This is a genomic window from Arcobacter sp. CECT 8983, assembly GCF_004118855.1.
Classification (GTDB): domain Bacteria; phylum Campylobacterota; class Campylobacteria; order Campylobacterales; family Arcobacteraceae; genus Halarcobacter.
This window is the reverse complement of sequence record NZ_PDKF01000008.1, coordinates 489,542-506,581: the sequence shown is the minus strand read 5'-3', so window position 1 is coordinate 506,581 and position 17,040 is coordinate 489,542. Positions and strand designations below refer to the sequence as shown.

The window sequence follows — 17,040 nt, the reverse complement described above, 5'->3', positions numbered from 1 at the left end:
TATCAATTATCATAATTATACCTACTAAAGGAAAAATATGGAAAATGCATTTATTATTGTAATAGCTTTATTAGCAGCATTCTATTTATATAAAAAGATATTTAAAAATAGCGGTTGTAACTGCGGAACTAAAGGTTGTAGTTCAAAGAAAAATATAGAAAAATAATATGAATCTAGAAATTAACAGTTTGGCTATATTAAAAAAAGGTCAAAAAGCAAAAATCAAAAAACTTCATGCCAAAGGTAAACTTCTTCATAAACTTTTAGATATGGGTTTTGTATCAAATGCTCAAATTGAAGTTATAAGAGAAGCACCTCTTTTTGACCCTATGCAATTAAAACTACATAACTATAATCTTACTATTAGAAGAAGTGAAGCAAACCTTGTAGAAATAGAGGAGCTTTAATAATGAATAATATAAAAGTTGCCCTTGCTGGTCAACCTAACTGCGGTAAATCTACCATTTTCAACCTTGTAAGTGGGATAGAACAACATATTGCAAACTACCCTGGAGTAACAGTTGATAAAAAGATTGGTTACTTTAAATATGAGAATAATAAAATACAGATGGTAGATTTACCAGGAACTTACTCTTTTAGTTCTTACTCTTTAGAAGAAAGAGTTGCAAAAAATTTCATACTTGATGAAAGCCCTGATGTTATTGTAAACGTAATAGATGCTTCTAATATAAAAAGAAACCTTTATCTTACTTTCCAACTACTTGAAATAGGTATTCCAGTGGTAGTTGTATTAAATATGATGGATGTTGCAAAAAGAAGAGATATAGAAATAGACTCAAAAAAGATCTCCCAAATGCTAAATTGCCCAGTTGTAGAAGCAAGCGGAGCAAAAGGTCTTGGTGGCAAAGATATTATGAAAAATATTGTTGCAACTGCAAAAAATAAAGACAACTACCAAGAGTTTAAAATCAACTATGATGAGTTGGAACCACATATAAATAATATAGAAGAAAAAATCTCTAATATAAATTTAGTGCAAAATAGTAGATGGCTTGCAATAAAAACATTAGAAGGTGATTCAACAGTTATTGAAAGAATAAAAAAATATAAATCAGATATTGAAGACTTTACAAAAAAAGAAGAAAATAGTTTCCATGAAAGACTTGATAAAGATCCAGTATCATTTTTAGCTTCATATAGATATGACTCTGCAGATATTATTTACCACAAAGCAGTAAAAGAAAAAAATAAAGACAATCAGACCCTTACTCAAAAAGTAGATAAAATCATTTTAAATAGATTTCTTGCAATTCCTATTTTACTATTTTTTATGTTTATGGTTTACCAAATCTCTATTGTATGGGGATATAAGATTACAGACTATACTTGGCCTATTTTAGCTGCATTTAAAAACTTAGTAATAGATATACTTCCTGAAGCTAATTTTACAGATGTTCCTATAATTACAGACTTTGGTATTTGGATGGTAAATAGTGCAAATGCTTTAATGAACTATCTTCCTATATTTTTTATTCTTTTTGCTTTAATTGCTATTATGGAAGATGTTGGTTATATGCCTCGTATGGCTTTTATTTTAGATAGAGTCTTTAAAAAGTTTGGCTTACATGGACAATCAACTCTACCTTTAGTTCTTGGTGGTGCTATGGTTGGTGGTTGTGCAGTTCCAGGAGTAATGTCTACAAAAGGTATTGCTGATGATAGAGCTAGAATGGCAACTATCTTTTCTGTTCCATATATGAACTGCTTGGCAAAAGTACCTTTTTATACTCTTATTTTAGGAGCCTTTTTCAAACCTGATATGGCTATTATGATGTTTTTCATTTCTACAGTGACTTTATTTATAGCTATGATTGTTGCAAAACTAATTACAAGCACTATTTTAAAAACAAGAGAAACAGCACCATTTTTAATGGAGTTACCTCCTTATCATACTCCTACTTTCAAAGGAGTAATAATAAGAGCCTCTCAAAGGGTTTGGGTATATATAAAAAAAGTTGTAACTATTGTTTTAGCAGTTGCTATTATACTTTTTGCAATGCTTCAATTTCCTGGATTAAGTGATGAATCAAAAGTAAAATTTGATAATAAATCAAATCAAGTATTAAACTCTTTTGATACAAAAGTTAAATCTTCTGTTTATTATGAAGAGTTTAATACAAAAGAAAAAGTATCTGCTTTATTAAACTACTATGATACATATAGAACTAAAAGAATGACTGCAACTTCACAAGATGCTGCAAAATCAGTTGATGAAGACTTTTTACTAAAAAATAAAACTTTTTATAAATATATAAAACCAAAAAGAGATAAAGAAGCAAGAAAAATCAATAAAGAGTTAAGAAAACTATCAAGTAAAAGAAAAGCTATTTTAAGACAAATAAAAAATGAAAAAGTAGAAAACTCTATACTTGGTATGACAGGACGAGCGATAGAACCACTTACACAATTTGCAGGTTTTGATTGGAAGATAAATGTTGCATTTTTAAGTTCATTTGCTGCAAGAGAAAGTGCCGTTGCGACTCTTGGGTCTTTATATGAAAACAATAAAGCAGATAATATGAGAGCTGAAGAAGCTATGGCTTTAAATAGTGGCTATACACCTTTACATGCAACAGCTATTATTATCTTTATGCTTCTAACTCCACCTTGTATCGCAACAATGATTGTAGTTAAAATGCAAACAAATAGCTACAAGTGGATGTTATTTGCAATATTTTTCCCTATTGGTTTAGGAGTTGTTTTATCCTCTTTAGTATTTACTTTAGGGAATATCTTCTCTTGGAGTGGTTTTGAGGCTATGACATACTTTTATATTAGTATTGTCTTATTAACGGTTATTATCGCCCTATTCCCACAAAAAAGCATCAATTGGGATGGCGGAATTAAATAAAAATAAAAAGGAGTTATAATGAAAAAATCATTAGTTGTTTTAGCATTACTTGCTAATTCTTTATTTGCACATACAGCTTTAATGAGTTGTTTTAATAATGGAGATAATACTATTACTTGCGAAGGCGGTTTTAGTGATGGTAGTAGTGCAAATGGTGTAAAGTTTTTTATTTTACAAAATGATAAAAAAATATTAGAAACAAGATTAAATGAAGATAGTGAAGTTACTTTCAATATCCCAAATGGTAAATATAGTGCTGTGTTTGATGCAGGAGATGGACATCAAATTCATGTAAAAGGTGAAGATATCACAGAATAAATTTATAGGGAATCTCTTCCCTATAAACTTATCAACTTAACAATTAAAATACTTTTTCTTTTATCTGAATGTGCAAGTTCAAAATAATCAGGAAACCTTTTTATAATCTAACCCCATGTATTAGCCCCTAAGTTCTTTGGATTATATGAAGAATTTTTATTTTTTAGATAACTTCTAACTTGAGAGACCAAACAATCTTCACTTTCACCTTTTGTATTTTTAATAGCCTCTTTTAAGAATTTTATAATTTCAGTATCTTTATTTTTTTCATAACTTTTTTTAAGTGGTAGTTGTATAAATGTTGAGTATGCATTTCTCAATGATAAAGGAGTTTTACTCTCTCCAAATCCAAATGAGTCAAATCCATTAGCTCTAATATACATTGCCAAATCTCTAAAGTCACTATCACTTGATACTAAAGCAATTGTATCTACAACGTTTTTATTGATTGTTTCAATAACTGCCCGTTGCACTCTTAAGTCAGAACTATTTTTTCCACTTTTTGAAGAAAACACTTGAATTGGTTCAATGGCAAATTCTTCTATTAAGTTTTGATTCCAGTTTTTATTAGCAGAAGATCCCCAGTCTTTAAAAGCTTGACGAATAATTACTTCACCATATTTAGCAAGCTCTTCAAAAATAGAAGATACGAAAGTTGCTGATATGTTTTCACAGTCAAAGAAAACTGCTATGTTTTTATTTTGCATAATTATTCTCCTCATATCTTTCATTGTATTTATTCATATCAACATTAAAACACTTTGCAATTTCATTCTCTGTAATATCAAGTATTGATTTTGAATAGGTATAAGTCCCGTTTGTATTTTGATAGAATCTTCCATGAGGATCAATCATTATATAAGAATCAATCATCTCATCATTAGACTCAGTAAAAGTAGATACTTTTAAATCTTTATGATTTTGTAAAAATGTTTTATACTGTGCTTCATTGCAATGTATTTCGTCGGAATTGATACTTAAAGCTTGGAATATTTTCCATTTATCTGGTTTTATTAAATTAATAAAGTTTCCTAAATACTCATTGTAGTTGTGTTTATTTACCACCGTGTTAATCTTTATTTTTAAATCTTTGTTAAAATTCCTTAACAACTCGATATTTCTAAACACTTGTGATATTTCATGAGATTTTTCTTTTTGTACACGACCAATTTTTATATTGTTATCCCTATTTATACTGTCAATACTTATTGCAAACATTGATAGATATTTAGCATATGATTTAATAAACATTGTTGTTAAAATAGAAGAGTTTGTAATTATAGAAACGTTAAATCCAATTCTATATGCTGTTTCGATGATAAAACCTAAGTTCTTTGATAACGTAGGCTCACCTCCTGCAATATTTAGTCTAATATCGTAATCTTTATAATTACTATTAAATGTTTTGTAAATTTTGTTTAATAGAATCTCTATCTCTTTTTTTGAGTAATGAATCTCTTTCCTCTTTGATTTTTCATATTTAGCAAAACAGTAATAACATTTATAGTTACACTTTTGTATAATATGCCAATTTATAGTTATTTCTTTCATAATAGCTCCTTAATCTTGATGGAGCAATTTTATGTTTTATTACTATTTTAATATAGAAAATTAGCTGGAGGAGAAAGTGCAAAAAAAAGAAATTAAATTTGCTAAACATAGAACAAATGGTTTTATATTGGATTTTTTAGTTAAAAGCTTAGATATATATCAAAAAGAAGACAAATTACAAAAAAGATATCAAGAGTTTATAAAAGAAGGTGAAATATCTGCAGGAGAGTATTATGATACTCAAAACATAATTATAGAAGATATCCTTTATAAGTTCTTTGGAACGACAAATAGTGATGAGTATAGATATTTTGAAAAGTTATTAAAGGAGCTTTTATCCTTCTATAGTCTTTATAAATTAAACAACGAAACCTTGGCAACATCCCAAAAACAATTAGACTTCATAGTTATTATAAATTTATTTATTCCTTTTTTATCTCATTTAGTTTTTGATAGCTCTTTAAAATATAAAAAAGAACTAGATTTAATTGTTTCAATATTGCCAGATGAAAAAGAGAACTCTATTCAAAAACTTTTTAACTTACTTCAATCTACTTTTAAAAATGACATAAGTTTAAAAGAAAAAATAGAAAATCTTTTAGAACCAAAAGAAAAGTATAGAGATTATAATCGCGCAAAAGAAAATTATAACAACTGGATTAATGGTAATAACACACCTACTAATGAACATATCAAGCTACTTTCACAATTAGCTATATATTCAGATAAATATTCAGAAAAGGAATTAAAAGTCTTATTTCAATGTGCAAAATTAATTCAGTATTTATATTCAAAATCTAAAGAGTATTTTGGAGTAGAATTAACAAGTTTAATAGTTAAACATTACAAAATGATTTCAATGATAAGTTTACTACATGTATCAAAAAAATTTGATATATTTGTAAATAGTTTTAAGGCAAGAGATCTTGAGCAAATAGAAGTATATTTAGAACAATATTTCTATGAAAGTGCTGATCTGTTTTATATGTTAGATTATTTTGTTAAGAATCTTGATTATCCTAATAAAATAAAAGATATGAAAGCGTACATTCTAGAGAACCGAAATAAGTTTGATATATTATATAAAATTGATGAAAAAACTTTTTTTAATAAAATTGAAAGTATTTTACCAATCAAATATTTCGATAAAAGTAGTGGAATAAGCAATTTTTCTAATATTACAATTCAAAACATTGATAAAAACTTTTATGAATTTTCTCAAGAATCATCAACATTATATGAATATGTTGAACCAACAAATGAAAAAAATGAAGAATCCGAAACAAGTTTTCTAGAAGCATTAAAAAAATTAGAAGATAAATTTGATCTTGAAAAAGATCCTTATAGCTTATTTATGAAGGCTAGGTTATACGCACAAAAGCGAGAATACAAAGAATCAGCTAAGTATTACTTACAAGCACTTGAACATGGCAAAAATAGTATAGGTTTAAGTCTTAAAACTGTTATAAGAGAAGGATTATTTGTATCTGCACAGGATACAAGAAAAGAACAGTTAGATTTAATTAATGCAAAAAGTAGTTTTACAAAATTTTACAAAGAAGCGTACTTTTATAAACTAATTGATAATTTACCAGAAGAAATAAACATACACTTTTTATTAGATATGAAAAAGCAATTTGATATTTATTTTAAGAACTTATTTCCAGGTATAGCAGAATCAAAAGCTACAAATATAACATCAAATTTTGCTGCTGTAGTAACTAAAGATTTAGAAAATATAAAAATTGATTTTAATAATCCAAATAAATGGATAAAAAAAGGCTTACCAAATAAAATCACACAATTAATGTATTGTTGTCAAATGTCTAAGTTAGGTGATGTAAAAAAACTTTTAAAAGCTAATGTTGATGTTAATGAAAAAAAAGGAAATGATAATTGTACAGCATTAATATGCTCTTTTGGAAGTACCTATAATACCTCAGAAGACCAAGTAGAAATCATGAAACTTTTAATTCCTAAAATGACTACAGAAGCTTTAGATGCAAAGATTGTAAAGGAAAAAGAAACTGCAATGTCTTATGCAATTGCTAAAGGTTTCACAGATATTGTTAAACTAATGATTGATTATAATGTAAATTTGAATGAGAAGTGTACATTAGATGATATCTCTTATTTATACTATGTTATTCAACTTATTAATATGTCAACTTATAGTTCAATGGAGCTTTCCAACTTTTTAGAATATGCTGCAGAAGCTGTATCTTCATCAAAAGAAAAATCAAATGCAATAATAAAAGCAAACCCTTTAATCAATAATATTTTTGAAGGTGATGCTAATTTTGACTTCTCAAAGATTAATGAGAATATAAGGCATAAAAAGATTTGGGATGAGTTCAAAACATTTATTAGTAAATATTATAGTGAAAATGCTAAAAACTATTATAAGATATTTGATTTATTAATAGAAAATATGGAGAATGTTGATATAAAAGAAAAGAATACTTTTTCTCCCTTAATTTTTGCTACAAAAATAAATGATGAATATTTAGTTAAAAGATTACTTGAAAAAGGCGCAAATCCTGATTATTATACTGGGCAAAACAAGCGTGCATATGACTATGCCGAATTTAATAAAAATGAAGAACTTATGGATTTATTATATTAAAGAAATAAGAGTTATTGTATATAACTCTTATTTAGTTTTACATATTATTATCCCATTGGGTATAAAATATCTTTTTGAATCTCTTCAATTTTTTTCATTAATTCATTATCAATTTTAAAATCAAAAGCAGCAAAAGAATCATCAAGCTGACTTAAAACTCTTGCTCCAATAATAGTTGATGCAATAAAATCAAAATGCATAGAATAAGCAACTGCTAAAGTAACAGGAGAAACTCCATACTCATCTGCTAATTTCATATATCTTCTTGTGGCCTCTAAAGTTTTATCATTTACAAACCTATCTGCCATAGCTTGTACTCTTTTACTTTTGTTTTTCATATAAATGCCAAACCTTGAGTCTTCAGGATAGAAACCTCCATTGTATTTACCACTTAAAACACCTCCAGCCATTGGAGAATATGGAAGTAAAGAGATATTTTCTCTTCTACATACATTTGCTAACTCATCATGAAATCTTGGATTTAATAAAGAAAAGTTATTTTGAATAGATTCAAATCTAGCTAAATTATTGTATTTAGAAACTTCATTTGCTTTTGTTAAACCATAAGCACTATCATTCGAAGTTCCAACATATCTTACTTTTCCTTCACGTACTAGCTCATCAAAAGCTTTCATACTCTCTTCTACTGGCACAACTGTATCTGGCCAGTGCATTTGATAAAGATCTATATAATCCGTTTGAAGCTTTTTAAGACTTTGTTCTACTGCTCTTTTAATATGAAATGAATCAATTGCAGTCAAACCATGTCTAATAGGTGGTACAAACCAACCTGAAGCTGCACCTGCTACTTTTGTAGCTAAAATAACTGAGTCTCTAGGTTTTGTTTTTAACCACTCCCCTACTATCTCTTCTGTAATTCCTGTTGTATCTGCTTTTGGAGGTACAGGATAAAGTTCAGCTGTATCAAAAAAATTTATTCCTCTATCATATGCTTTATCCATTATTTTAAAAGCTTCTTCTTTTGTTGTAGTAGAACCAAAAGTCATAGTTCCTAAACAAATTGGAGTAACTCTTAAACCACTTCTTCCTATGTATCTATATTCCATTATTATCCTTTCTAAAAGAAGATTACTCCATTATACATATCTCTTTTTTAAACATATGTTTAATAGTCTCTTTTGCTACTAAAAATACCACAAAAGTTGTAATAAAGGCTAAAATATATGATAAAAGTGCATAAAACCAATAAGAAGTTAAATCATACATAAGTAAACTTGCTAGTGTAACTGCAGCCATAGGAAAGGTAAATGCCCACCAAGAAATAAAAAATTTAATATTTATATAGTTTTTATACATCACAAATACTAAAATCGTAAAAAACAAAGCCAAACTATAAAGAATATGTGCAAAAAAATCCAATGAAGAAGTTAATTTTATATATGAAATAAATCCAATTGCAGGTGGAGCAATAAGAATAAACAGTGTTGGCATAAACTTTGGTGCAAATTGATTATGAAAAATAATTCTATTTAAAATAATTGCAAATAAAATAATCCAAAAGAAAATACCTATTGAAAAATAAAAATATAAAATAGAATCATCAATAAAGCCTTTTCCAGCAATGGGAACAATAATATTACCAACAATAGGTATAAACCAAGCAGGATTAGAGTGTTGCATTTCAAGGTTATTGTTAATCCAATACTTAATTGTATAAAAAGTAAAAAAGATATGAACAACTGCCCCAAAAATAAAAAAGATATGAGACAAATTAGGAATAGAACTTTTATATAATAATGACAATAAAAGCATTGAAATAGAAAATGCTGCAAAAAAGTTTACTCTTATTGGATGAGACAACTCTTTTTTTACTTCTTCTTTATACTTTATAAACTTCTTTGTATAAAAAAACAAGATTACAAAAAATAAACCTGTAGAAATAAATGTAAAAATCGAAGAGATGAAAGTAGGAAAAAATAAAATTTCTTCAAGTCTTTCAAAAACTAACGATAAACCAGAAAATCCCATAACAATAGCAAACATCATAATTGGGAAAAATTGAAGTCTATTTGAAGGGATATGCTTAATAGTTTCAGATTGCTTCATGTAAAATACCTTTTAAGGAAATAACTTATAATGGTTTGATAAAGAAGGAGAAGAATGGCTAATAAAAAACCAATCATAGATTTAAAAACTAAAAATATTGAGTATGAACAAAATAATCAAACAATAAAACTAGTCGCTTTCAATAAAAAAAATATGACTATTGATATAACCATTTGGGAAGACGGTAAATATATCAAAGCTAGCAATATTGTTTTTGCACACTTACCAAAAAGTATTAAATCAAAAATCAAACCATTATAATATCAAATTATAAATCAAATAAGTTAAAAGTATTATTAATTAAAGTTATTATAATATTATAAGCAAATCTTATATTTTAAAATTGATTGTTTCTAAATAAGAAATAGAATATCTACTTTGTTCATATTTTGTATTTGTTAAGATAGAGTGAATTAGCTTAATTGTTCCTCCATGGGAACATACTAGAATATCGCTATTTTTAGGAAGTTCATTTAAAAATGAGTTTACTCTTTGTTTATACTCTTTTATTGATTCTTGGGCAATAAATTCATGCCAAGACTCAAAAGATGCTAAGTATTTTTCATCATAACTTGGCATATTTGAAATCTCATCAAAAGATTTGCCTTCAAACTCATCTTTAAACTTTATTTCCCTTAGTCTTTTATCTTTTTTATATGAAAAATTTAATAAATCTAAAGTTTGAGTACATCTTTTTAAATCAGAAGAATAGATTAAATCATATTTTTGTTTCTGTATAGTTTTTATTTGTTCAAAATCTATAAGTGAAATATCTATGTTTAAATCAATATGTCCATTGTAGCATTTCTGGTTTTCCTTTGCTAAAGGAGCATGTCTTAGAAAAGTTATAGTAGCCATTTATTTTCTTTTAGTTTAACCAAAATAGACAAACAGTTATAAAAAGTACAATCTCCGTCAGCTCTAAGTTAAAGCCTAAAGTATCTCCATTTAAAAAGCCAAGATTTTTTTCTAAAAATAGTGAGAATAAAAAAGTGAAAACTAAAGCTATAAAAAATAGTGTAAAGGCTTTAAAACCAATAAGAACTAAACATACTATAAAATAAAGTGCAAAGGCTGTTTTAAAGCTTGTAAATGAGTTTTTCATCAAACCTACAAAAGAAGATTTAAACTCATTTGTTTTTGTCATAAACTGTACTGATACTCTACTTATAATAGCTATGGCAATTATCTCTAAATACATTTGATTTAAAAAAAGCATTACTAAGGCTGCTACTTTAATACAAACAAACCCTAAAGCATATAAAAAGCCCATAGCTCCAATTGTAGGCTCTTTTATAACTTCATAGGCATCTTTTCCACTATGTTTAGCATATAAAGCATCTACTACATCTAAAATAGCTTCTGTATGAATAAAACCATAAAACATCATATACAAAAAAGCACAAATAATTGCCCCAAGATAAGACAAATCTTCTAGAAAATAAAAAGATATACAGGCCCCTAGGGATAAAACAGCACCCACAAGAGGAAGAAAAAACATAAGATAGTTTATAATCTCTTTTTTTGATAAATCAACACTATTATCAAACTTTATTGGTATTATTGAAAAGTAACTAAAGGCAAACTTTAGTCCTAATATTAAATCTTTATTCATCAATTTCATCCATTATTTTTTCCACATCAAGTCTGCTTTCTAAAGAGTTTATAAAATTATCTATATGTTCTTTTTTATAAGCTTTAAAATCAAACTCTTTATACTCATGATGTAAATCTTTGAAAAGATAAGTTCTAAACTCATCTGAATCAAAAACTGCATGTACAAAAGTTCCGCATATATTTTTATCTTTGTTTCTGTTTTCATAAAAAAGTGGATACTTTTTACTTTTTCCATGGTGTATTTCAAAACCTTCAAGCTGTACACCAAAAATTTCATAGTTTCCTTTTTCTAAGGTTTTCTCTTTTTCAAAAACTATTTCATCATCTATGAAGCTAAACCCCTCTTCTTTTATTGGCTCACTATTTTCTAAAGCATGTGAGTCTATAAGAGTTTTAAACATCATCTCATAACCACCACAAATACCTAAAAGCTTCCCTTGATATGTTTTTATTCTATCAAATAAACCATTTTGTTTTAACCAGATTAAATCTTTGATTACAAGCTTAGAACCAGGCATTATTATCATATCAAATTTATCTAAAGAGATATTTGTTTCTACAAACTCTAAATTTATTTGCTCATGGGCTATTAAAGGCTCAAAATCATTATAGTTACTCATATGTGGATAAAAGATAACTGCTACATTTAAAATTGCACTTTTACTATTTTGAGCATAGTTTTTCAAACTTTGTGAATCTTCAAAACCTAAGTTAAAAGGTGTATAAGGTAATACCCCTAAAACTGGTATTTTAAAATCCTCTTCTATGATTCTAACACCTTCATCAAAAAGGGTTAAATCTCCTCTAAACTTATTTACTATTACACCAATTACATTTTTACGAAGTTTTTCGGGTAATAAATGGTAAACCCCATAAATAGAAGCAAAAACCCCGCCTTTTTCTATGTCTGCAACAAGTATGATTTTTGTATTAAATTCATCAGCTATGTAAATATTTGAAAGGTCTTTATCCATAAGATTAAGTTCTACTGGACTTCCAGCTCCTTCACAAACTACACAATCATACTTTTCATTAAGATAGTTAAAACATCTATTTACAGCTGGTTTAAGCAAGTCTAAATCTCGGTAATATTCTCTTACATCTTTATTTGTAACAACTTTACCTTCTACTATAAGAGAAGCTGAACTTCCACGTCCTGATTTTAAAAGTACTGGATTTAGATGATAAGAGGTTTCAAGTCCTAAAACTTTGGCTTGAAAGTATTGAGCTACTGCTATTTCACTTCCATCGTCACAAACAAAAGCATTGTTTGAAACATTTTGTGCTTTAAAGCAAGCTACACTATAACCCATATTTTGTAAAATCTTTGCTATAACAAAAGTAATTGTAGATTTACCAGCATCACTACTTGTACCAAAGATTGAGATATTTTTCATTTATTTACTTTAGTTTATTTGCTAAGCCAAGTTTTACTTCATAAACTTCTGCACAAATAGAGGCTAACTTTTGCCCTACTATTCCTGTCATATCTACAAACTTTCTACTCTCTTTTTCATAAGGAATTACACCAGAATTTACATCATTTAAAACAAAAACAATATTTGCATCAAGCTTTGAAATCTCTTCTAACTGTTTTATTAAATATTCTTCAGTTTCATCAATATTATTAAACAACCACATTGACATACAATCTATCAAAAAAGTATCTTCATTATTTGATTTACTTAAAACTTTTAGTAAGTCCTTTGGCTCTTCTATTGTCGTAAATTCATCTTTTCTTTGAAGCTTATGTTTATCAATTCTTTTATGCATCTCTTTATCGTTGAAACTATTATCATAAGTTGCAAGATAATATGATTTTTTTAAACTTATATTTAATGCTTTTTGTTCTGCAAGGTTAGATTTTCCTGATTTTTGTCCACCAAAATATAGTATTTTCATTTTATTTTATTTATCCTAATAGCTTTTCTATGTTTTTAGTAAGTTCTTCTTTTGAAGTACCATTTAATAAAGCATAAGCTAGTGATGCACCTGCTCCAACACCTTCTTTTGCTTCACCATCATCATAAAGTTTTAAAGCAGGATGCGCTGATAGTGAAAAATCAAAATCAGCATAATAGGCATTGATTTTTAAATCATTTAGTTCTAAAAGTGCTTTTATATCACTTTTTTCATCTTCATAAACCCATTTTGTAGTACAAAGAGCAAGATTTGAAGTTTTTAAATGTCCTTCCATTTGTTTTAAAATAGCATTAACAATCAATAAAGCGCAAGCCATTTGTGTTCCACCAGCTAAGATAAGTTTTGTTTTATTATTAAGGCCTAAAATAAATCCAGCCGTAAAAATAAGCATATTATCTGATACTTTAGATAGTTTTGTAAAAATATCATCTTCATTTTTTATATTTAAAAGAGCATTTTGAATTGTTTTATTTCTAATATCACTTGGCACATCTTTAAAACTACTACTAAACATCTTTTTGCAATCATAGCCTAAAGCAACAGCAGTTGCAGCAGCTGTTGTTGTACCAGCTGGAACAGATTCAGCTAAAATAATATAATCATCTTTACACTCATACTCTTGACCAAAATCTAAACCTTTTTTAAAAACATCCATTGCATCAATATTTGCACCATTTGTAATATCTCCTGAAACAGAAATCCCAAATTCATGTTTTGTAAAGTGCTCTATTCTAGGTAAGTTTTTAATTCCTAAATTTAAAATCTCAATATTTGAAAAAGGCTTTAAAAGATGAGTCGCTCTTGTAAGTATTGCAGGAGTTGGTACACCTTTAGGAGTTTGGGCAATTGATTCTAAACTTCTAACTTCTCCACAAGTTACAAATTCACTATCTAAAGTAGGAGTTAAATATATTTGTCCTGGAATTCCAGCTTGAGTGATACCTTCTATATCAGCAGTTTTTGTATTACTAAGTGCTAACATAAATGTAGCACTTTTACCCCTTAAAAACTCTACAAAATCATTTGTTCCTATAATATTTTTTATCATCATCTTTCCTATAACTTAGTAATATCATTAAGAGTTTTTTTCTTTTCCCAGCCTATTTTTTTCAGTTCTGGTTCATCTAAAAACTCTTTTACATATCCAACAGTTAAATATGCAATTAATTTATAATCATCATTTATACCTAATATCTTCTTAATCTTTTTTAGTTTTAAAATACTAACCCAACCTACTCCAATACCATAGGCTCTAGCCATAAGCCAAAAGTTTTGTATAGCACAAACAACACTATATTCTCCAACTTTTTTTTGAGTAGTTTGTCCTAAGATATCTTTTTTAGGCTTTTTATATAAAACGGCAATATTTAAATATGATTCTTTTATACCTTCAAGTTTTAAGTTTGGGTATATTTCATTTGTTTTAAAAATCTCTTTTGCTTTTTTATTCTCTTTTTGAAAGTTTTTGTAGATTTTTTCTCTTTTTTTATTATCTTTAACTATTATAAATTTCCATGGTTGAGAAAATCCTACGGAAGGAGCATTATTAGCAGCTTCTAATAATTCATTTAATATTTCATCATCAATTTTTCTATCTAAAAACCTATTTCCTCGTATATCCCTTCTTGATGAAATTATATCTTTTAATGAGGAAATAGCCTTTTTATTAAATTTGTTCATTTCTATTATGAAAATCAATAAACAAAGTCATATATTTATCAACTTTCTCTTTTTTATGTTTCAAAATTGTCTCGCCTTTGTAATTTAAATTTTCAAAGGTATATATATCATTTTTTTCTTTTATTTTATCTGTAGTCATTCCAATTTTTGGTCTCATATAAACAGTTGTAAAAGGAACCTTACTTTTATGTAAAGGACGAATTAAAAAACTACTATCTCCTACACAAAGAGGTTTTTTAACCTTTGCAGAGGCATGGGAAAAAGAAGTAACCCCAGGGATAACTTCACTATTTTCATAAAGCTTTTTATTTTGTTCTTTTATAATATCTAGTAAATAATACACAGTACTATAAACTGCACTATCTCCTAAAGTTACAAAAGACAAAGTCTCATATTTTTTAAAAGAGTCTTCAATTATATCAACTTGTCTTTGCCAATCATCAGTTTTAAACTTCATTGGTGTGTACATAGGAATAATATCTTTTTCAAAACCATATTCATCCATAAGCTTTTTTACTATTTTATAAGTCATAGATCTAGTAAAACTATTATCTGCACTTTTTGTTGGAATACAAATAGCATCACATGTTTGTAAAGCTTTTAAGGCCTTTAATGTAATTAATTCATAATCACCAGGACCTAAAGACACCATATATAATTTCATCAATATTCCTAATATGTTATTGTTTTATGAGTTACACCTAACATTTTAAATGACTCTTTAATATTTTTCAAAATAATCTCCTGTGTTTGAGGCAATTCTATTAAATTGAAGTTTTCTGAATTTGTTAAAGAAGATGTAATCGTTGATTCAAACTCATCACTTAAATCATCTTTTATCTCAAACATATCTTTAATATAATGGTTTCCACTAACTAATAATAAAGGCACAACTTGAACCTTTTTAAAGCCTTTTTCTTTGATTTTCTTTTTTATTGCATCATTAATTGCAAAATAAGGGAAAGCACCTTCTAAAGAACAGGCAAAATTTCTTTCATCAATTAACTCTAATAAATCACTTGTATAAGAAATAGAATCAATTCCAACTGTATTTAACTTTGGTGTTCCATGAATAATATATAAATTTGCAGTATCTTCTTTACTTACTTGCTCATTTAAATTCTTTAAAAAAGAAGTAGCATTTTTACTTGTATTTAAAATAGTATCTGTAACTTTATAATTTGCCATAGAAAAATGAGAAAAACCATCAACTATTTTTTTGATAAACTCATGCTCATCTGTTGGATAGATATTTATAGAAACTACAACCACATGCTTGAATCCTTGCATATCTACATCAGCAAGAGTTTGTGGAATATTTTTATATTCCACTTTTTTTCTTTTCTTTAAAAACTTAATTACCATTCTTGAAGAAAAAGAGGTAAAAACCTCACAATCTGGGTATTCCTCTTTTACTTTAGCTTCTAAATCCAAGTATTTTTGTTCTTCTATTACAGACCCAAAACAAGCTAAAACAATTGCTCTTTTTCTATTGTAATGTCTAAATCTTTTCATTATTTTGCACTATTGTATAATCTTGCCTCAACATATGGAGTTGATTTTAAACTATTTAAAGTTTTTGCTCCTGCAAGTACAGCTATATCAATAACTGGTTCTAAGATTACAACACTCATATAAGCTATACCAAAACTAAATACAGAGCTTAAATTTTCTGCACCAAAACCTTGTCCATATAAAGCCCAAAAAGCAACCCAAGTTACAATTCCACCTTGATACATTAAAGATAATTTTAATGCTGTTGTATATTTAATATCTTTGTATGGTGTATCTTTTGGGATAATTTTAGAAGCAACATAACTCATTGCAAATAAAGGCATTAAAAGTGTTGTAACATTTACTCCATACTGAGGTAAATCAAACTGTGCAAAAAATAGTCCTTGAAGTAATAAACCTGCTGCTAAACCAAATGCTGCTGGTGCAGCTCCTAAGATTAAAAATAGTGTTGAACCTAAGATTAAATGAACTTCTGAAACACCGATTGGATGGTGAGGTAAAACCTCAAAAAACATAAATACTAAAATAGTAGCAACTAATGTTTTAATAATTGTAGGTAAAACTCCACTGTTTTTGATTGTGTCAACTGCTAATTTTGCAGCAATACCAAATGAAACGGCAGCCGTTCCATAACTTAAAACCATTTTTGCGCCTTGCACAACACCTGCTTCTATATGCATAGGTAGTCCTTTATTAAAAAATTAAAATGTAAAGTAAAATTTTGTAATCTAAATTTTGATTATTTTGTTAATGTTAGTAAAATTTGAGAATTTTCTGGGGGATCTAAAGAGTTTATTTCGTTTTCATAAGCTCTTTTATGGTATAAATTGCTATTAGTTTCTACACTACATAACTTATTAATTGTCGAGAA

At 27.4% G+C, this 17,040-nt stretch carries 19 protein-coding genes; 6 read left to right on the top strand and 13 right to left on the bottom strand.

From position 1 onward, the window contains the following. Positions 1-37: 37 nt before the first annotated feature. From CRV01_RS11500 to CRV01_RS11485, 4 genes are read left to right on the top strand one after another with little or no spacing between them, the layout of a single operon-like run. Positions 38-166: a FeoB-associated Cys-rich membrane protein gene (locus CRV01_RS11500; protein WP_129008353.1), complete on the top strand. Its 129-nt coding sequence runs from the start codon at positions 38-40 to the stop codon at positions 164-166. A gap of 1 nt (position 167) precedes the next feature. Then, complete coding sequence (locus CRV01_RS11495; protein WP_129008352.1) at positions 168-407, top strand: FeoA domain-containing protein; 240 nt, start codon at positions 168-170, stop codon at positions 405-407. Between the two features lie 2 nt (positions 408-409). After that, complete coding sequence (gene feoB, locus CRV01_RS11490; protein WP_129008351.1) at positions 410-2,872, top strand: ferrous iron transport protein B; 2,463 nt, start codon at positions 410-412, stop codon at positions 2,870-2,872. Between the two features lie 18 nt (positions 2,873-2,890). Further along, complete coding sequence (locus tag CRV01_RS11485; protein WP_375234265.1) at positions 2,891-3,190, top strand: hypothetical protein; 300 nt, start codon at positions 2,891-2,893, stop codon at positions 3,188-3,190. 107 nt (positions 3,191-3,297) lie between these two features. On the opposite strand, the gene CRV01_RS11480 is transcribed toward CRV01_RS11485, so the two are convergent. Continuing rightward, positions 3,298-3,897 (bottom strand): NYN domain-containing protein, encoded by a 600-nt coding sequence (locus tag CRV01_RS11480; RefSeq protein ID WP_129008349.1) that lies wholly within the window; start codon positions 3,895-3,897, stop codon positions 3,298-3,300. Further along, a complete protein-coding gene (locus tag CRV01_RS11475) occupies positions 3,887-4,741 on the bottom strand; it encodes a viperin family antiviral radical SAM protein (RefSeq protein ID WP_129008348.1) in 855 nt (284 codons plus the stop codon). The genes CRV01_RS11480 and CRV01_RS11475 overlap by 11 nt, the downstream gene beginning before the upstream one ends. A 76-nt stretch (positions 4,742-4,817) precedes the next feature. Here CRV01_RS11475 and CRV01_RS11470 point away from each other — a divergent pair, with 76 nt between their 5' ends. Then, the gene (locus CRV01_RS11470) at positions 4,818-7,367 is read left to right on the top strand and encodes an ankyrin repeat domain-containing protein (protein WP_129008347.1); all 2,550 of its coding nucleotides are present in this window, start codon (positions 4,818-4,820) and stop codon (positions 7,365-7,367) included. Between the two features lie 47 nt (positions 7,368-7,414). Here CRV01_RS11470 and CRV01_RS11465 read toward each other — a convergent pair whose 3' ends face one another. Both CRV01_RS11465 and CRV01_RS11460 read right to left on the bottom strand, forming a co-directional pair. Then, a complete protein-coding gene (locus CRV01_RS11465; RefSeq protein WP_129008346.1) occupies positions 7,415-8,434 on the bottom strand; it encodes an aldo/keto reductase in 1,020 nt (339 codons plus the stop codon). Between the two features lie 22 nt (positions 8,435-8,456). After that, positions 8,457-9,434 (bottom strand): SLAC1 anion channel family protein, encoded by a 978-nt coding sequence (locus tag CRV01_RS11460; protein ID WP_129008345.1) that lies wholly within the window; start codon positions 9,432-9,434, stop codon positions 8,457-8,459. 54 nt (positions 9,435-9,488) lie between these two features. Between CRV01_RS11460 and CRV01_RS11455 the strand changes: the two genes are divergently transcribed. After that, positions 9,489-9,695: a malate dehydrogenase gene (locus CRV01_RS11455; protein WP_129008344.1), complete on the top strand. Its 207-nt coding sequence runs from the start codon at positions 9,489-9,491 to the stop codon at positions 9,693-9,695. Between the two features lie 69 nt (positions 9,696-9,764). Here CRV01_RS11455 and CRV01_RS11450 read toward each other — a convergent pair whose 3' ends face one another. The 9 genes from CRV01_RS11450 to CRV01_RS11410 are packed head-to-tail and all read right to left on the bottom strand — an operon-like array spanning position 9,765 to position 16,849. After that, positions 9,765-10,292 carry a histidine phosphatase family protein gene (locus tag CRV01_RS11450; RefSeq protein WP_129008343.1) on the bottom strand — a complete coding sequence of 176 codons (528 nt, stop codon included), beginning with the start codon at positions 10,290-10,292 and terminating at the stop codon, positions 9,765-9,767. Positions 10,293-10,302: 10 nt separating this feature from the next. Beyond that, positions 10,303-11,049 (bottom strand): adenosylcobinamide-GDP ribazoletransferase, encoded by a 747-nt coding sequence (locus tag CRV01_RS11445; RefSeq protein WP_164970056.1) that lies wholly within the window; start codon positions 11,047-11,049, stop codon positions 10,303-10,305. Continuing rightward, positions 11,042-12,448: a cobyric acid synthase gene (locus CRV01_RS11440; RefSeq protein WP_129008341.1), complete on the bottom strand. Its 1,407-nt coding sequence runs from the start codon at positions 12,446-12,448 to the stop codon at positions 11,042-11,044. The genes CRV01_RS11445 and CRV01_RS11440 overlap by 8 nt, the downstream gene beginning before the upstream one ends. Before the next feature lie 4 nt (positions 12,449-12,452). Beyond that, positions 12,453-12,953: a bifunctional adenosylcobinamide kinase/adenosylcobinamide-phosphate guanylyltransferase gene (locus tag CRV01_RS11435; protein WP_129008340.1), complete on the bottom strand. Its 501-nt coding sequence runs from the start codon at positions 12,951-12,953 to the stop codon at positions 12,453-12,455. Between the two features lie 10 nt (positions 12,954-12,963). Next, on the bottom strand, positions 12,964-14,025 hold the full coding sequence (locus CRV01_RS11430; protein WP_129008339.1) for a nicotinate-nucleotide--dimethylbenzimidazole phosphoribosyltransferase: 1,062 nt from the start codon (positions 14,023-14,025) through the stop codon (positions 12,964-12,966). A 5-nt stretch (positions 14,026-14,030) separates the two neighbouring features. Then, positions 14,031-14,654 (bottom strand): 5,6-dimethylbenzimidazole synthase, encoded by a 624-nt coding sequence (gene bluB, locus CRV01_RS11425; RefSeq protein ID WP_129008338.1) that lies wholly within the window; start codon positions 14,652-14,654, stop codon positions 14,031-14,033. Then, positions 14,641-15,318, bottom strand: a complete 678-nt coding sequence (locus CRV01_RS11420) for a precorrin-2 C(20)-methyltransferase (protein ID WP_129008337.1) — start codon at positions 15,316-15,318, stop codon at positions 14,641-14,643. Before CRV01_RS11420 ends, bluB begins: the two co-directional genes overlap by 14 nt. An 8-nt stretch (positions 15,319-15,326) precedes the next feature. After that, a complete protein-coding gene (locus CRV01_RS11415; protein ID WP_129008336.1) occupies positions 15,327-16,169 on the bottom strand; it encodes a sirohydrochlorin cobaltochelatase in 843 nt (280 codons plus the stop codon). Further along, positions 16,169-16,849 carry an energy-coupling factor ABC transporter permease gene (locus CRV01_RS11410; RefSeq protein ID WP_129008335.1) on the bottom strand — a complete coding sequence of 227 codons (681 nt, stop codon included), beginning with the start codon at positions 16,847-16,849 and terminating at the stop codon, positions 16,169-16,171. The genes CRV01_RS11415 and CRV01_RS11410 overlap by 1 nt, the downstream gene beginning before the upstream one ends. Between the last annotated feature and the right edge of the window lie 191 nt (positions 16,850-17,040).

What these genes read in the sequence shown, in the direction of transcription:
- feoB (WP_129008351.1), top strand. Translation starts at nt 410, where the DNA reads ATGAATAATATAAAAGTTGCCCTTGCTGGTCAACCTAACTGCGGTAAA.
- CRV01_RS11495 (WP_129008352.1), top strand. Translation starts at nt 168, where the DNA reads ATGAATCTAGAAATTAACAGTTTGGCTATATTAAAAAAAGGTCAAAAA.
- CRV01_RS11415 (WP_129008336.1), bottom strand. Translation starts at nt 16,169, where the DNA reads ATGAAAAGATTTAGACATTACAATAGAAAAAGAGCAATTGTTTTAGCT.
- CRV01_RS11455 (WP_129008344.1), top strand. Translation starts at nt 9,489, where the DNA reads ATGGCTAATAAAAAACCAATCATAGATTTAAAAACTAAAAATATTGAG.
- CRV01_RS11410 (WP_129008335.1), bottom strand. Translation starts at nt 16,849, where the DNA reads ATGCATATAGAAGCAGGTGTTGTGCAAGGCGCAAAAATGGTTTTAAGT.
- CRV01_RS11445 (WP_164970056.1), bottom strand. Translation starts at nt 11,049, where the DNA reads ATGAATAAAGATTTAATATTAGGACTAAAGTTTGCCTTTAGTTACTTT.
- CRV01_RS11465 (WP_129008346.1), bottom strand. Translation starts at nt 8,434, where the DNA reads ATGGAATATAGATACATAGGAAGAAGTGGTTTAAGAGTTACTCCAATT.
- CRV01_RS11440 (WP_129008341.1), bottom strand. Translation starts at nt 12,448, where the DNA reads ATGAAAAATATCTCAATCTTTGGTACAAGTAGTGATGCTGGTAAATCT.
- CRV01_RS11430 (WP_129008339.1), bottom strand. Translation starts at nt 14,025, where the DNA reads ATGATGATAAAAAATATTATAGGAACAAATGATTTTGTAGAGTTTTTA.
- CRV01_RS11485 (WP_375234265.1), top strand. Translation starts at nt 2,891, where the DNA reads ATGAAAAAATCATTAGTTGTTTTAGCATTACTTGCTAATTCTTTATTT.
- CRV01_RS11435 (WP_129008340.1), bottom strand. Translation starts at nt 12,953, where the DNA reads ATGAAAATACTATATTTTGGTGGACAAAAATCAGGAAAATCTAACCTT.
- CRV01_RS11480 (WP_129008349.1), bottom strand. Translation starts at nt 3,897, where the DNA reads ATGCAAAATAAAAACATAGCAGTTTTCTTTGACTGTGAAAACATATCA.
- CRV01_RS11475 (WP_129008348.1), bottom strand. Translation starts at nt 4,741, where the DNA reads ATGAAAGAAATAACTATAAATTGGCATATTATACAAAAGTGTAACTAT.
- CRV01_RS11460 (WP_129008345.1), bottom strand. Translation starts at nt 9,434, where the DNA reads ATGAAGCAATCTGAAACTATTAAGCATATCCCTTCAAATAGACTTCAA.
- CRV01_RS11420 (WP_129008337.1), bottom strand. Translation starts at nt 15,318, where the DNA reads ATGAAATTATATATGGTGTCTTTAGGTCCTGGTGATTATGAATTAATT.
- CRV01_RS11500 (WP_129008353.1), top strand. Translation starts at nt 38, where the DNA reads ATGGAAAATGCATTTATTATTGTAATAGCTTTATTAGCAGCATTCTAT.
- bluB (WP_129008338.1), bottom strand. Translation starts at nt 14,654, where the DNA reads ATGAACAAATTTAATAAAAAGGCTATTTCCTCATTAAAAGATATAATT.
- CRV01_RS11450 (WP_129008343.1), bottom strand. Translation starts at nt 10,292, where the DNA reads ATGGCTACTATAACTTTTCTAAGACATGCTCCTTTAGCAAAGGAAAAC.